Annotated in this window: 14 protein-coding genes and 1 pseudogene; 7 read left to right on the top strand and 8 right to left on the bottom strand. The window is 68.9% G+C overall.

Annotation, left to right across the window (positions count from 1 at the left end; all coding sequences use genetic code 11):
* Positions 1–2 precede the first annotated feature (2 nt).
* The 3 genes from C475_RS16095 to C475_RS16105 form a co-directional block, all read right to left on the bottom strand.
* The gene (locus C475_RS16095; protein ID WP_006884921.1) at positions 3–641 is read right to left on the bottom strand and encodes an NAD(P)-dependent oxidoreductase; all 639 of its coding nucleotides are present in this window, start codon (positions 639–641) and stop codon (positions 3–5) included.
* A 135-nt stretch (positions 642–776) separates the two neighbouring features.
* On the bottom strand, positions 777–1,388 hold the full coding sequence (locus tag C475_RS16100) for a TetR/AcrR family transcriptional regulator (RefSeq protein WP_049930802.1): 612 nt from the start codon (positions 1,386–1,388) through the stop codon (positions 777–779).
* 53 nt (positions 1,389–1,441) lie between these two features.
* Positions 1,442–1,879 carry a zinc ribbon domain-containing protein gene (locus C475_RS16105; RefSeq protein ID WP_049930770.1) on the bottom strand — a complete coding sequence of 146 codons (438 nt, stop codon included), beginning with the start codon at positions 1,877–1,879 and terminating at the stop codon, positions 1,442–1,444.
* Between the two features lie 376 nt (positions 1,880–2,255).
* Between C475_RS16105 and C475_RS16110 the strand changes: the two genes are divergently transcribed.
* A complete protein-coding gene (locus C475_RS16110; protein WP_006884924.1) occupies positions 2,256–5,792 on the top strand; it encodes an efflux RND transporter permease subunit in 3,537 nt (1,178 codons plus the stop codon).
* On the top strand, positions 5,785–6,549 hold the full coding sequence (locus C475_RS16115; protein WP_006884925.1) for a TrmB family transcriptional regulator: 765 nt from the start codon (positions 5,785–5,787) through the stop codon (positions 6,547–6,549). The genes C475_RS16110 and C475_RS16115 overlap by 8 nt, the downstream gene beginning before the upstream one ends.
* A 144-nt stretch (positions 6,550–6,693) precedes the next feature.
* Here C475_RS16115 and C475_RS23270 read toward each other — a convergent pair whose 3' ends face one another.
* The 4 genes from C475_RS23270 to C475_RS16130 form a co-directional block, all read right to left on the bottom strand.
* Complete coding sequence (locus C475_RS23270) at positions 6,694–6,915, bottom strand: hypothetical protein (RefSeq protein ID WP_152436465.1); 222 nt, start codon at positions 6,913–6,915, stop codon at positions 6,694–6,696.
* Between the two features lie 75 nt (positions 6,916–6,990).
* Entirely contained in the window at positions 6,991–7,332 is a 342-nt protein-coding gene (locus C475_RS16120) for a DUF7521 family protein (protein WP_006884926.1), read from the bottom strand.
* The gene (locus C475_RS16125) at positions 7,329–7,706 is read right to left on the bottom strand and encodes an ArsR/SmtB family transcription factor (protein ID WP_006884927.1); all 378 of its coding nucleotides are present in this window, start codon (positions 7,704–7,706) and stop codon (positions 7,329–7,331) included. Before C475_RS16125 ends, C475_RS16120 begins: the two co-directional genes overlap by 4 nt.
* Before the next feature lie 159 nt (positions 7,707–7,865).
* Positions 7,866–8,990, bottom strand: a complete 1,125-nt coding sequence (locus tag C475_RS16130) for a TIGR04053 family radical SAM/SPASM domain-containing protein (RefSeq protein WP_006884928.1) — start codon at positions 8,988–8,990, stop codon at positions 7,866–7,868.
* A gap of 196 nt (positions 8,991–9,186) precedes the next feature.
* Between C475_RS16130 and C475_RS16135 the strand changes: the two genes are divergently transcribed.
* From C475_RS16135 to C475_RS16155, 5 genes and pseudogenes are all read left to right on the top strand, one after another.
* Entirely contained in the window at positions 9,187–9,516 is a 330-nt protein-coding gene (locus C475_RS16135) for an Htur_1727 family rSAM-partnered candidate RiPP (protein WP_049930772.1), read from the top strand.
* A complete protein-coding gene (locus C475_RS16140; RefSeq protein ID WP_006884930.1) occupies positions 9,513–10,727 on the top strand; it encodes a TIGR04347 family pseudo-SAM/SPASM protein in 1,215 nt (404 codons plus the stop codon). The genes C475_RS16135 and C475_RS16140 overlap by 4 nt, the downstream gene beginning before the upstream one ends.
* Positions 10,728–11,043: 316 nt before the next feature.
* Positions 11,044–12,588, top strand: a complete 1,545-nt coding sequence (locus tag C475_RS16145; RefSeq protein ID WP_006884931.1) for a DUF1508 domain-containing protein — start codon at positions 11,044–11,046, stop codon at positions 12,586–12,588.
* 112 nt (positions 12,589–12,700) lie between these two features.
* Positions 12,701–12,953 (top strand): annotated as a pseudogene (locus tag C475_RS25355) (succinylglutamate desuccinylase/aspartoacylase family protein); the annotation flags it as partial.
* A gap of 297 nt (positions 12,954–13,250) precedes the next feature.
* Positions 13,251–13,916 (top strand): ribonuclease H family protein, encoded by a 666-nt coding sequence (locus tag C475_RS16155; RefSeq protein ID WP_006884933.1) that lies wholly within the window; start codon positions 13,251–13,253, stop codon positions 13,914–13,916.
* 21 nt (positions 13,917–13,937) lie between these two features.
* On the opposite strand, the gene C475_RS16160 is transcribed toward C475_RS16155, so the two are convergent.
* Positions 13,938–14,291, bottom strand: a complete 354-nt coding sequence (locus tag C475_RS16160) for a hypothetical protein (protein ID WP_006884934.1) — start codon at positions 14,289–14,291, stop codon at positions 13,938–13,940.
* Positions 14,292–14,296: the final 5 nt, after the last annotated feature.

Raw genomic sequence — 14,296 nt, forward strand, 5'->3', positions numbered from 1 at the left:
ATTCAGTACCCCGTGGCGAGGTAGGTGTGTACCGCGTCGCCCGATTCGAGCAGGTCCACGAGCGCGACGGCGAAGTCCTCCATCGAGATGTAGCTGTCTCCGTCGTCGTCGGCGACGAGTTCGCCCTCGGCGGTGCGGTACTCGCCGGTGCGCTCGCCGGGCTCGATCAGCGCGGCGGGTGCGAGATACGTCCACTCCAGGTCGTCGACCTCGGCGAGGTCCTCGTAGGCCTCGATGGCTGACTGGGCCAGCCCCTCCCACTCGTCGGGGAACTCCTCCGTCTCGACGAGCCTGGTGTCCGGGCCGACGTGCAAGCCGCCCGCACCGCCCGTCCAGACGAGGCGGTCGACCGAGGCACGGCGCATCCCCTCGACCACCGCGTCCATCAGCTCGACCAGCACCGCCGGGTCCTCGCCGTCACTGGGGCCGAGCGCGCTGGCGACGGCGTCGTGACCGGTCGCCAGTCGCGCCACGGCGTCGGCGTCCGACGCGTCCCCCGACACGGCGACGAACGACGAGTGGTCGATCCCTTCGACCGTTCCGCTCCGGGAGACGGCCGTCACCTCGTGGCCGCGGTCGAGCAGTTCCGTCGCGACCCGGCGCCCGATCCGCCCGCTCGCTCCGAGCAGGAGTACACGCATGGTATCACGACCGTTGGAACGTGATCCACATATAGATCGGCTGACACCGGTGTGACCAGGTGACATCGGTATCACCGCAGCGGACCGCCGCGACCGCGGTATCGGTCTCGACGGGGCGCGCTCGATTTCGTTCGCTCAGGACTGGGGCCGCAGTTCGGTGTCGAGATACGACGACAGCGAGACGCGCACAGCGGCGACGGCCGTCTCCCGGTCGCTCGTCACACGGCCGTACATCGCACCGTTGATCGTCGCGAGAACGTGTTCGGCGACGCGGTCGGCGTCCACGTCGCGGAACGTCCCGTTCTCGATCCCTCGCTGGACGATATCGCGGATCGTCGCCGCGAGCTGTTCGTCGATCTCGGTGAACTGCTCGCGGAACGCGTCGCTCGTCACGGCCTGTCCGCGAAGCCCGATGACGGTCGCCTGAACCCGGCGCTTCTCCTCGTCGACCCTGAGCGGGAGGAGCTTCTCGACGACGTGTTCGAGCTCCGCCCACGGGTCCTCGCCCGTCTCGGTCTGGACCGAGGACTCGAACTGGTCGATCGCGTACTCGAGGAACGCGCCCAGCAGCACCTCTTTCGAGTCGTAGTGGTAGTAGATCGACGCCTTGGACTTCCCGAGCTCGTCGGCGATCCGGGAGATCGACAGCCCCGCGTACCCGTGTTCGAGGAGCGCCCGGTACGTCGCCAGCATGATCTCCTCCTCGGCCTCCGTCCAGTCCCTGTCGCTCGTTCCACCGTCGGCCATCTCGGTCAACTCGTCGTCGGCGCGGTCGGCGCAACCGTCGTTCGGTTCGCCCGTCATCGCTGGCCGCCCTCCGACCCGTCGCCCTCCTGGGGCGCCACGACGCGGAGGTCGCCGAACTCGGTCGTACACCAGTGACAGAAGTCGAGTTCGAGGTCGATCGGGCGCCCACAGGCCGGGCACTCGGCTCGATCGGCCGTCTCCGTCGATCCGGCGGGCGCGCGACGGTCGAACAGCGCGATCCGATAGGCGTCCAGCGCGCTCAGCGCGGCGACGACCACGACCGGGGTCAGCGCCAGCGGGTCGACCGCACCGCCGCTGGCCACGGCCGTCACCGCCGGTTCGGGGACGAACAGGACCACCGCCGCGTAGCCGACAGCGGCCCACCCGACCGCTCTGGCCCAGCGACGCAGGTAGATGTGGCCGAGTCCCGCCGCGACCGTGCCGAGCAGCGCGGCGACCATCGGGCGACGGGCCGAAGACGCATCTGACATATTTTAACCGAACGTTCGGTCAATATTAAGCGTATCGGTCGCACCACTGCGATTCGATTCTCTCGCCTCGCGGCGGACGCGCCACGTGTCGGCGTCGAAGACGCCAAATTCCGTCGGTATACCGGATTCCAGCGGCCGACCGCGTCACTAATTGGTACAGTTCGTCCGCTGCCACATACCGTTCGGTTAGTTTCTCGCTCTACTGCTCGGCTATACTGGCAGTTTGAACCACTAACGTCTCTGTTCTCACTATCGATCGATCGCGACTGAACGAACGTTCGGTAATATTCAGAAGGCTTATATTGGCCTTGTCAGTAGAGAAGTACAGACAGAGAATGGACAGGCATCCACCGCACCCGACCGCGGAGTCGAACGGATGAGAGGTATCGAACGCATCGTCGACGGGCTGCTCGACCACAGTCGGGCGGTCATCGTCGTCATGCTCGTGCTCACACTCGCGCTGGGGAGCGGCGCGTCGATGGTCGAACAGAGCTCGTCGCTCGACCAGTTCCAGACGGACTCGCCGGAGGCCGAGGCGCTGGAGTACGTCGATGCGAACTTCTCGACCGGCTCGGAGAACACAACGTCGGCGCAGATCATCCAGCGCGACGACAACGTCCTCGACCGCGAGTCGCTCGTGGGCCTGATCGAGTACCAGCAGGCCCTGCGGGAGAACGAGACCGTCAACGAGACGCTCACCTCCGAGCGGCCGACCGCGAGCGTCGCGAACGTGGTCGCGACCGCGGCCATCCAGCAGGAGGAAGGTCGTGACGTGCAGGCCGTCGCGACCGAGTTGCAGCGGCTCAACCGGACGGTGGCGGAGGAGCGGCGCGCCCTCGAAGCGCGCAACCGGACGCTCTCGGCGACGGCCGCGTCGCTCGAACGGCAGCTGACCGTTTTGCGTGAGAACCCGAACGCGAGCGCCTCGGCGGCGTTCGCCGAGGTTCGCGCGAACACGTCCGTCGACCTGAACGAGTCCGACGCGGCGACGTTCCGGACGGCCGCCCAGCGGCTCCGCAACGCCGGCTCGCAGTCGGCCGCCGAGGAGGCCTACCGGCTCGGAACGCGAGGCGTCCTCGCCGAGGAGTACCGCGCGCTCGGGGAGCGGACGGAACAGCTGCGGTCGCAGGCCGACCGGCTTCGGGCGCTGTCCGACGACCTGGCGGCCGAACGCGCCGACCTCGAGAACGCCAGCGACGCGTCGCTGGCCCAGCAGCGCGCGCAGCTGGAGTCGATGAACGACTCCGAGATCGAGACCGCCGTCACGGCGGTGCTCGGCGCCGGTGGAAACGGCGGCGGCAGTGGCGGTATCTTCGCCTTCATGCCCACCAGCTACGAGCCAGGGTCGACGACCGCGGAGGCCACGATGATCATCGCGACGCAGTCGAGCGACGGGGGGTCGGCCAGCACCGGGACGGCCTCCGACGCCGTGACCGACGCGCAGCTCTCGATGCAAGCGCTGTCCGAAGACGCCGCCGGCGGTTCGTATCTCGTCTTCGGGGTCGGGATCATCGGCGACGAGATCACCGCCTCGATGACGGACAGTCTGCTCATCGTCGGGCCGCTGGCCCTGCTGTTCGTCCTCGTCGCGCTCGCGGTCGCCTACCGCGACCTGCTCGACATCGTCCTCGGGCTGGTCGGGATCGGCGCCGTCCTCCTCTGGACGTTCGGCTTCATGGGCTGGGCGGACATCTCGTTCAACCAGATCTTCATCGCCGTGCCCGTGCTGTTGATCGGGCTCTCTATCGACTACGCGATCCACATATTCATGCGCCACAGGGAAGAGCGCACGAACGGGAGCGACAGCGACGCGATCGCCCCACGCGGGTCGATGCGGACCGCCCTGACCGGCGTCGGGATCGCGCTGGTGTACGTGACCGCGACCACCGTCATCGGGTTCCTCTCGAACCTGACGAGCCCGGTCCCGCCGATCCGGGACTTCGGCGTCGTCAGCTCCGTCGGGATCGTCGCCGCCCTGGCCGTCTTCGGCGTCCTGATCCCGGCGATCAAGGTCGAGGTCGACGAACTGCTCGAGGCTCGCGGTGTCGACCGGACCAAGCGCGCCTTCGGGACCGGCGGCGGCGCGTTCTCGTCGGTGCTGTCGGCCGGCGCGACCGGCGCCCGGAAGGCGCCGTATCTCGTCATCCTCGTTGCCGTGCTGATCAGCGCCGGCGGGGCCTACGGCGCGACGCAGGTCGACACGTCGTTCAGCCAGGAGGACTTCCTCGCCGAGGATCCGCCCGGCTGGATGGACGAACTGCCCGAGCCGTTCGCACCCGGAGACTACTCCGCGAAGCAGAACCTGGAGTACGTCAACGACAACTTCGTCCGGGAGGACTCGCAGGCGCAGGTACTCGTCAAGGGGTCGATAGATAGCCCAGAGACGCTCGCCGCGCTGTCCGACGCTGAATCGCGGGCCGCCGAGAAGGAGGTGACCCTGACGCTCTCCAACGGTGAGGCGGAGATAACGAGCCCGCTGACGGTGATGCAGTCGGTCGCCGCGAGCAACGAGACGTTCAACGCGACGTTCGCCGCGGCCGACACCGACGGCGACGGCGTCCCCGACCGCGACGTGGGGGCGCTGTACGACGCGCTCTACGATAGCGCCCCCCAGGAGGCCGAAAGCGTCCTCTACCGGAGCGCCGGTGAGTACGAGGCAGCCCGTCTGGTCGTCGCTATCGACGGCGGGGCCGGTGGCGACGCGATCACCTCACAGATGCGCGACGTCGCCGACAACCTGGACGGGGCGGACCGCGAAGCGACCGCTACCGGGACCGCGATCCTCAACAAGATCGTCCAGGACGAACTACTCAACACCGTCGTCCAGAGCCTGATCATCACGCTCGTGGCGACGTTCGTGTTCCTGATGATCACCTACCGGATCACGGAAGGGAGCGCGACGCTGGGCATCGTCACGCTGTTGCCGGTCGCGTTCAGCGTGATGTGGATCCTCGGGACCATGTACCTGCTCGACATCCCGTTCAACGTGTTGACGGGGATGATCACCAGCCTCACGGTCGGCCTCGGGGTGGCCTACAGCATCCACCTCTCCGAGCGCTACAACCAGGAACTCGACCGGACCGGCGAGGCGTGGACCGCGATGGACCGCGCCGTCACCGGGACGGGCGGTGCCCTGCTCGGGAGCGCGGCGACGACTGTCGGCGGGTTCGGGACGCTGGTGTTCGCCATCCTCCCGCCGCTCCAGCAGTTCGGGACGATCACCGGACTGACGATCGTCTACGCGTTCCTCGCGAGCGTGCTCGTCCTTCCGAGCCTGCTCGTCGTCTGGACCCGCTTCGTCGGCCCGGACGACGTGGGACTGTCCAGCGAGGACCCGCCGTCCGATAGCGCGCCGCCGGCCGCGGCGGCGACGGTGGAGGCGACCGAAGGCGCGGAACCGACGGAGGCGCCCCGCATCACCCGTCAGATCGACCGAACGGTCGCGGGGCCCGGCGAGGTCGTGACCGCGACGGTCCGCGTCCACGACGTCGACGGTCGAGTCGTCGTCCGAGAGGAGGTCGCTGGAGACGTGACCGTGACCGACCGGTCGCCGGAGCCGGTCGACGTGACCGTCAGTGGCGGCTCCGTCTACGTCGCCTGGGACGGCGGCGACCCGACGGTAACGTACGAGGTCACCGTGCCGGCGGACGCCGGCGACGGCGACCGCGTCTGGTTCGAAGGCGAGGTGTTGTTCGCGGGCGACGCCCGTCCGATCGACGGCGACGAGTCGGTGGCGGTCGTCACGGACGTGTTCGAGCGGATCACCGCGGAGGGGTCGGTCTCCCGGAGCGACCTGCGGACCGCCTACGACCGGTTCGAGGCAGGGGCGCTCTCGCGGTCGCAGCTCGAACGAGTGAACCGCGCCTGGCTCAGAGACGGCGACGGGAGGGTCGAACGCCCCGCGGATGACTGAGGACGCCGACGACGCCGCGGCGATCGCGGCGCTCGGAGAACTGGGGCTGTCCACGTACGCCGCTCGGACGTTCGTCGGCCTCCAGAAGCTGGGGGTCGCGACCGCCAGCGAAGTCGCGGACGTGACCGACGTTCCGCGTTCGCAGGTCTACGGCGCCACCGAGGAGCTGGAGTCGGTCGGGCTCGTCGACACCCAGCGGGGTTCGCCGAGGCGGTATCGGCCGGTCGACATCGAGGCCGCCCGGGACCTGCTGTACCAGCGGCTCCGATCGAGGGCCGACGACGCGCTGGACCACCTCGAGGCGGTCCGGGGCCAGCGAGCGCACCGCGAAGACGCCCGGGAAGCGATCTGGACGACGGAGGGCCGGACGAACATCACCGCCCGGATGACCGAGCTCGTGGCGCAAGCCGACCACCGAGTGCTGTTCGCCACCGGCCACCCCCGCTTCGTCGGCGAGGCCGTCATCGCCGCGCTCGCGGAGGCGAGCGCCGACGGTCGCTCGGTGACCGTCGCGAGCGGCGAGCCGGCGGTCCGCGACGCCGCCGCCGACGCCGGCCTCGACGCGAGGCGCGTCGTCGACGAGTCGACGCCGGAGATCGATATCGGTCGACTCCTCGTCGTCGACGACGACACGATCGCGTTGAGCGTGCTCCCGACGCCCGAACTGCCCCACGTCGAAGTGGAATCGGCGTTCTGGAGCGAGGGGACCGCCTTCGCGACGGTCCTCGTCGGACTCGTCGACGACCGGGTGGCGTGACCGCGACACGCTCCCCGCCACACCGCTCGCCGTGGTGAGCCAGCCGCGGTCGAGATACTTCGATATCGCGCTCACTGGTTTATCGGCGTCGGCGCGTCGGTTCGACGCAGCTGTCTGCCGGCAGCGAACGCGCCGGAACCCGAATCACACGGGCGTCTGGCGGGAGTCGTCCGGCCCGGCACCGGCCTCGCCGTCGGCGTACAGCGAATCGGTCACCACGGCGAAGCCAGCCGCGGTGGAGACGCTCTGGACGCTGACGGCGAGGACAGCCCCCAGCAGCGCGCCGAACGACAGCGTGGCCACTTCGGCGAGTGCCCTGACGAGAGTCGTTCGAGCACGGTGGTCACTCCACACGAGAGCTACCATGTCGGGAAGGATATCGGCTGTCAGGCGCTTTCCGGGGTGAAAACGGGGCCGGACGGGGGACCGGTCGTCGCTCCCTTACTCGGAGTACAGCGAGTAGACGATGACGGCGAAGCCGGCCGCGGTGAGCGCGCTCTCGATGGCGAGTGCGAAGTCGGCGACGGTCTGATTGTCGACGTTGCCGCCGAAGAGGGGGACGTTCACGCCAAACAGCGAGAAGCGTATCGCCTGGTCGATGGCGCCCGCCAGGAACGTTCCAGCTGTGACGACCCCGAACCCGACTGCGAGATACCACAGCGGCTGTGCGCCGCTCCGGCGATAGGCCTTGTAAGAGAAGTAGGTGATCATCCCGCCGAGGATGAGCGTGATCGTCTTCAGCGCGACGAGTACGATGGTACCGGGCGTAGCGTGTGGGCTCATGTTTCTTTGCGTACCTCCGACCAGAGCGATTCGAGTCGCTGGTCCGGCGTCCGGGGCTGACGGGCGATCTCGGTTTCGAAGTCGCGCTCCTCGGTCAAAGCGATGACGACTTCCTCGAAGTCGACCTCGTAGATGCTTGCGTGCTGGCCGTCCGGGCGGATCTCGGTGCCCTCGAACAGGAGCTGGGCCTCCTCCAGCCGGTCGAGCTTTCGGTAGGTCGTCGACAGCGGGATGTCGCTCTCCTCGGAAATTTCGCTGGCGGTCATCGGCTCCTCCAGCGCGCTGACGATCGCCCGACAGTCCGGGTCGTCGAGCGCGTCGAGCACCTCCTGGAGGTCCGGCGCCTCGTCGTCCGCGAACGGGTCCCGGACCATTCTACGCGTCCATTACCCGACGACCGTTATAGTCGCACCGACACACGGCCGCCGCGATCGGTCGTGACCCGCCGAGAGCGACCGCGCCCGGCGCCTCGGATACGTGATTCGAATCGAACATGTCCGCCGCGACCGCGCGTGCATCTCAGCTCGCGCGACTCAGGGCCGTCCCTCCGCCCGGACCGCGTCGGTCGCGTCGTCCCATGGGAGCGGTCCGTCGTAGTCCGGCGGCACGTAGCCACAGAGCGGGTCGCTCGCCAGCGGGTCCCCGGTGTGGGCGTAGGCTCGCGACCGGCTCCCGCCGCAGACCTCCCTGAACGGACAGGCGCCGCACTTCCCGCCCAGCTCGTCGCGGTCCCGCAGCGACGTGAACAGCTCCGACTCGCGGTACACCTCGGCGACGTGGTCCTCGGGGGCCGTCCCCGCCGACTGCGGCAGGAACCCCGACGGGTACACCTCGCCGGTGTGGCTCACGAACGCGAAGCCGTCGCCCGCCAGGACGCTCGCCCGTCGGTTCTCGTCGTCGGTCGGCGCACCCGCGCCCGCGGCGTCGGCCGACTCCGCGGCCGCCTGCCGGCGGACCCGCCGATAGTGGGGCGCCTCCGTCGTCTTCAGCCCGAACGGCGCCTCGTCGGCCACCTCGGCCAGCCACTCCATCACGCGCTCGGCGCGCTCGGGTGGGACCGGGTCCAGCACCTGCCCGCGACCGACGGGGACGAGGAAGAACACGCTCCACAGCACCGCGCCGAGTTCGGCCACCACGTCGCGGATCGCCGGCAGGTCCTCGACGGTGTCGGCGCAGACGGTCGTGTTGATCTGTATCGGGACCCCCGCCTCCTGGGCCTGTCTCGCGGCCCGCATCGTCGCCTCGAAACTCCCGGATTCGCCGCGAAAGGCGTCGTGGCGCTCGGGCGTCGCGCCGTCGAGCGAGAGCGCCATCCGCTTGAGCCCCGCGTCGGCCAGCCCCCCGATCGAGTCGGCGTCGAGCTCGTCCGTCCCGCTGGGGGTCAGCGAGACCGTGAGCCCCCGGTCGGTCCCGTAGTCGACCAACTCGACGAGATCCGGGCGTTTCATCGGGTCGCCGCCCGAGAGGACGACCAGTTGGCGCTCGCCGAAGTCGGCGGCCTGGTCGAGCAGTTCCTTCCCCTCGGCCGTCGAGAGTTCCTCGGGGTGGCGGGCCGGCTGGGCGTCGGCCCGGCAGTGGTCGCAGGTCAACTCGCAGGCCTGGGTCACCTCCCAGATGAGGACGAGCGGCCGCTCGGCGGTGTCGACCGACGGCCGCATCAGGCCCACCTCCGTCGGCGAACGGTCGGGCGCTCGCGGCCCGGGTTCGGCTGCCCGTCGGCGACACCCGGCGGATCCGTTCGAGTCTCGGTCATCACCGTGACGTTCGGAGCGCGCCACCTAAGCGGGCCGCCGCGTTCCCAGCGACTGAAAATCCGGTCGAGTGGGTTTGAAGGGCGAGTCCGTCTCGTCCGATATGTCCGACCCCGATACCGACCCCGCCGACCGCGATCCGGGCGACCCACCACTCGACGCGGCCGTCGACGCGCCCCGCGGCGACGTGACCCGGGAGTGGGAGCTGTTCGTCCGCGAGACGACCGGCGATCCGTTGACCCACACCGGGAGCGTCAGCGCCCCCTCGGCGGAGATCGCACGGGAACAGGCCGAGCGGCTGTTCGGCTGGACCGCCGAGACGCTGTGGCTCTGTCCCGCCGACGAGACCCGGCGGTTCGCCGCCGACGGCGTCTCTCTCTCCGGACGCACCGAGGAGGCGAGCGCCGACCGACAGGGTGGTGAGCAAGCGTGATCTCGGTGAGCAAGCTCCTCTGCGACCTCGACGCCGAAGGCGACGGACTCCGCTACGACGCCGCAGCGGAGTCCGAAAGGGAACAGATCCGCGAGCGCAAGCAGCGGCGGCCGGTCGTCGTCTGGAACTGCACGAAACAGTGCAACCTCTACTGCGACCACTGCTACGCCGCCGCCGAGACCGAACCGGCCCCCGGAGAGATGACCACCGCCGAGGGCAAGCAGTTCCTCGACGAGCTCGCCGAGTTCGGTGCGCCCGTCGTCCTCTTTTCGGGCGGTGAACCACTGGCCCGCGAGGACCTCGTCGAACTGGTCGCCCACGCCAGTGACGCGGGCCTGCGGCCCGTCCTCTCGACGAACGGGACGCTGCTGACCGAGGAGCGGGCCGCGGCCCTCCGCGACGCGGGCCTCAAGTACGTCGGTGTCTCCGTCGACGGGATGCCAGAGCGCAACGACGCTTTCCGCGGCCAGGAGGGCGCGTTCGACCGCGCTCTGGAGGGGATCGAGGCCTCCCAGTCGGCGGGCCTGAAGACCGGGCTCCGTTACACGATCACCCGACACAACGCCGACGACCTGGAGGACGTGGTAGCTCTCCTGGCCGACCGCGGCGTCGACCGCTTCTGTTTCTACCACCTCGACTACGGCGGTCGCGGCGCGGAGATTCGGGACGTGGATCTCACCCCTGACGAGCGCCGGGCGGCGGTCCGGCGGGTCTGCGATCTGACCCGCGAGTACCACGACCGCGGCCACGAGATCGAGACGCTGCTGGTGGGTAACTACGCCGACGCCGGCTACCTCGTCGAGTACGCCCGCCGGGAACTGGGCGAGGCGATGGCCGACCGGATCCGGGGGTATCTCCTGACCAACGGCGGCGACCCTACGGGCGAGCGCATCGCCGACGTGGACTACCAGGGCAACGTCCACCTCACGCAGTTCTGGCAGGGCTACTCGCTGGGCAACGTCCGCGACCGCCCGTTCGGCGACATCTGGACCGACGAGAGCAACCCCCTGCTGGGCGCGCTACGCGAGCGGGAACAGCACCTCACCGGTCGCTGTGCCGACTGCCGGTATCAGGACATCTGCCGCGGCGGTTCCCGACTGCGGGCGCTCTCGGCGGGCGACGACCCCTTCGGCCCGGACCCGCAGTGTTACCTCACGCCCGAAGAGCGCGGGATCGACGGTATCCGAGGCCCTCCCGGCACCGCAGACTGATCCCCACCAACTGTGCGTCTATCACTATCCGCGGTATAGAATTCGACCGAACGTCGCGAGTCGTCGGAGCGCTGTGCCGTCGGCTACTCCGGACTGGCATCCGAACCACCGAGGTGGCAACTGCCTGCCCTCCGAGTGCGTAGCGGCCGGAGGATACCCCTCCGATACGGTTGTAGACAAAAATTGCCGATCGAATCCCGGACAGAAACTACGGTTCACCGCCTCTCGATGAACGCTGTCGATAAATGCCGAATTTCGGGGGGTCGGGTTCCGTGCGACGTTTTAAATATCTGGCCAGTGTGAGGACACAGGAATTATGGCAACGGAGACGAGCGGTGGATTCCTGGACAGCGTGTATCGGCGGCGGGTCGGGGAACCGACGACACACGACGAGGTGCGTGGCTACTGGGTGTTCCTGACGGGATTGGTGCTGGGGACGCTCGGGATCATCCTGTTCCTGCCGAGTGCGTCGGCGGTCGGCAGTTCCGGGTTCACCCTCCGTGAGGCGAGTCTGTTCGTCTCGGCGGTCGGGCTGGCGATGCTCGTCGCGGGACCGATCATCAGACTACCGCTCCAGCCGTGGGCGAACTACGCGGCGTATCTCGGTCAGGCGGTCTGTTTCGCCGCGGCCGTCTGGTTCGTGACCATATTCCCCTCGGGCTGGAGCGTCCAGACCGGGAGTCAGCCGGTCATCGTCCTGTACGCGGCCGGGCTGGCGATCATCACGTTCGTCGGTCTCATCGCACCGCTCGTCGTCGGCGTGACTCGGGAAGACCTCGAAGCCAGCGAAGGCAGGGCGGCCGAACTCGAATCCGAGCTCGCCTCGGTCCGCGAGGAGCGCGACCAGCTAGAGAGCGAACTCGAAGCGTCCCGCGAGGAGACCGAGGCCGGGACGGCCGCACAGGCCGACATCCAGGCCACACTCGACTCGCTCTACGAGAGTCAGGCCCGCTTCGAACTGTACGAGGACGCGGGCGAGCAGTGGCGGTGGCGGCTCCGCCATCGAAACGGCAACGTCATCGCGGACGGCAGTCAGGGCTACACCCGCAAGCACAACGCCCAGAAAGGGATGCAGAGCGTTCGACGGAACGTCCTCGGCGCGACGACCCTGCTGTTCGAACGCGAGACCGACCTCCCCGAGGCGGACGAGGAGTTCGAACCGGTCGAGGAACGGGAGAGCGAGGCGACCGTCGAGATCTACGAGGACAACGCCGGCGAGACGCGCTGGCGACTCGTCCACGCCAACGGGAACGTCATCGGCGACGGGAGCGAGGGCTACGCCTCCCGTAGTAACGCCGAACGGGCCGTCGACCGCGTCCGCGAGTACGTCGGCCCGGCCGACTACCTCTGGTTCGACCCGACCGGGTTCGAAGTCTACCGCGACGCCGCCGACGAGTGGCGATGGCGACTCGTCCACCGCAACGGCAACGTCCTCGCCGACGGCGGTGAAGGCTACAGCCGTCGCAACGACGCCAACAGGGCCGTCGCCCGCATCCGCGAACGCGTCGACGAACTGGAGTTCGAGGTGTACGACGACAACGCGGGCGAGACCCGCTGGCGGCTCCTGAGCAGTAACGGGGAGATCCTCGCCGACGGCGGCGAGGGGTACAGTTCGCGCGACGAAGCACACGAGGCAGTCGAGCGCGTCCGCGAGTACGCGCCCGACGCGGACGTCCTCGACATCGGTCGCGCTACCTTCGAGATCTACGAAGACGCGGGCGGCGAACACCGCTGGCGACTCCGCCACCGCAACGGGAACATCATGATGGACAGCGGTCAGGGCTACAGCGACCGGAGCGGGGCCCGAGACGGCATCGAGAGCGTCAAACGCAACGCGCCGACCGCCGAGACGGACGCCTAACGCCGTCTCACCGGCCGACTTCGTTTTTTCTGCGACGCCGAGAACCGCAGGACCCTCGCCCAGGTCGCCAACGGAAAGTACACAGTTGCTCTCGACGCCCGTCTGCACGGTCGTGCCGAACGAAGCGCCCGAACCCTTCCGATTCGACGCCGAAGTAGCGCCAGGTGAGAAACGGCAGATCCGCTAGAGGTGAGCGAGACCTACCTCGGCGACCCCGTCGAGATCCGGGTGACGATACTCAACGGCGCCAAGCCTGTCCGCGAGTGTTCATGACCGCCGCGGTCCACGGCGACGAACTCAACGGCGTGAAGCTGCTCCAGGATCTCGCCGACCGCTACCGGCCCGGCGAGATCCACGGCACGCTCTCTCGGGCCGCGCAACCGGTTCGACGGTCGTCTCCGTCGGTCTCCGCCGATGGCGTCGGCGTCGTCGCCACGTTCCATATATCGTTATCCGCGATATCGAATCTGTCACTCGCCGTCGGTCACGGCTCGAACGGGCCCCGGCTCGGGTCGAATTGACCGAACCGAGTACTGCTCGCCCTGCGACGTTCTCGGAGTCGATGCACGTTTCCACCGTTCCGTGGCGGAATACTCGGCTGATCGGACGGGATGACCCCGGTTCCCCCGTACGTTTAAATTACCGTGTCACCAAGGAGTCGTATGGCCGCATACGGCCGGCCGACCCTTCGGGACCTGTTCGACGAGGCACCGACGCCGCACATCGCCCACCCGCCTCGTACGCACCACCGAGACTTCTACCTCGCGACCGACGGCTCCTATCGAGCCGCCGGTGGGACCGCGCCGGGCGACGACGCCCGCGAGTTCACCGGCGGGCTCGGCGTCGTCATCGAGACGCGCGACGGGGAACGCGTCGCGCGGCTGTCCGTCCCCAATCGCGCGCCCGACAACAACGTCGCCGAGTACCGGGCGCTCCACCTGGGACTCGACGTGCTCGCCGCCCGCTCGCCGGCGGACGCGAGCGTCGGCGTCCTCATCGACCACGACGTCCTCGCCGAGAACCTCAACGCCGCGGTCCTCACGGAGCGCGACCCGCATCTGGAGCCGACCCACTCGGTGACCCACCCGCCCGCCATCGGCCTCCACTGGCGCGGCATCAGCTCCCGCCTGCGCGACTTCGCGGAGATCCGCGCCGCCCGCATCGACAGCGGGTACAACCCGGCCCACCCGCTCGCCAACGCCCCCGACGAGTACGCTCACGTCAACGGCGAACCCGACCGCTGTCTGCTCCCCGAGGCGCCGTCGGCGACCGGTGACGACCGCTACCCGCCGCCGTCCCGCGCCGACCGCGGCAGCGCGAGCGACTGACCCTCGGCAGAAGGGCGCCCGTCAGTCCTCGTCGTCGTCGGGTAGCCGATCGATCGACTTCTCCCAGTGGAACCGCGCGAGCCCGCCGTAGCCGGCCAATCTGGTGTACTGCTCGCGAGGCACCCCGGCCAGCCAGTCACCGCTGTCCGCGCGTCGGAGGCGCCGGACCCACAGCGTCGTGAGCAGCGGCCACAGCACCGCCCCGGCGACGACCGTCGGTGTCCCCGCAAACGGCTCGACCGGAACCCCGGCGTAGACGGCGGCCCGGAAGCACACGTAGCCGCCGAGGATCACCGCGCCGAGCACCAGCGCGCTCGACAGCAGCCACTGGAAGACCAGCGTCGGCCACCCGGAGATGTCGACCGTTCTGTCCATCGCTC

This window comes from Halosimplex carlsbadense 2-9-1 (assembly GCF_000337455.1).
GTDB classification, from domain to species: domain Archaea; phylum Halobacteriota; class Halobacteria; order Halobacteriales; family Haloarculaceae; genus Halosimplex; species Halosimplex carlsbadense.

Excerpts from the sequence above, each read along its gene's own strand:
- C475_RS16095 (WP_006884921.1), bottom strand. The coding sequence starts at position 641 with ATGCGTGTACTCCTGCTCGGAGCGAGCGGGCGGATCGGGCGCCGGGTC.
- C475_RS16100 (WP_049930802.1), bottom strand. The coding sequence starts at position 1,388 with ATGGCCGACGGTGGAACGAGCGACAGGGACTGGACGGAGGCCGAGGAG.
- C475_RS16105 (WP_049930770.1), bottom strand. The coding sequence starts at position 1,879 with ATGTCAGATGCGTCTTCGGCCCGTCGCCCGATGGTCGCCGCGCTGCTC.
- C475_RS16110 (WP_006884924.1), top strand. The coding sequence starts at position 2,256 with ATGAGAGGTATCGAACGCATCGTCGACGGGCTGCTCGACCACAGTCGG.
- C475_RS16115 (WP_006884925.1), top strand. The coding sequence starts at position 5,785 with ATGACTGAGGACGCCGACGACGCCGCGGCGATCGCGGCGCTCGGAGAA.
- C475_RS23270 (WP_152436465.1), bottom strand. The coding sequence starts at position 6,915 with ATGGTAGCTCTCGTGTGGAGTGACCACCGTGCTCGAACGACTCTCGTC.
- C475_RS16120 (WP_006884926.1), bottom strand. The coding sequence starts at position 7,332 with ATGAGCCCACACGCTACGCCCGGTACCATCGTACTCGTCGCGCTGAAG.
- C475_RS16125 (WP_006884927.1), bottom strand. The coding sequence starts at position 7,706 with ATGGTCCGGGACCCGTTCGCGGACGACGAGGCGCCGGACCTCCAGGAG.
- C475_RS16130 (WP_006884928.1), bottom strand. The coding sequence starts at position 8,990 with ATGCGGCCGTCGGTCGACACCGCCGAGCGGCCGCTCGTCCTCATCTGG.
- C475_RS16135 (WP_049930772.1), top strand. The coding sequence starts at position 9,187 with ATGTCCGACCCCGATACCGACCCCGCCGACCGCGATCCGGGCGACCCA.
- C475_RS16145 (WP_006884931.1), top strand. The coding sequence starts at position 11,044 with ATGGCAACGGAGACGAGCGGTGGATTCCTGGACAGCGTGTATCGGCGG.
- C475_RS16155 (WP_006884933.1), top strand. The coding sequence starts at position 13,251 with ATGGCCGCATACGGCCGGCCGACCCTTCGGGACCTGTTCGACGAGGCA.
- C475_RS16160 (WP_006884934.1), bottom strand. The coding sequence starts at position 14,291 with ATGGACAGAACGGTCGACATCTCCGGGTGGCCGACGCTGGTCTTCCAG.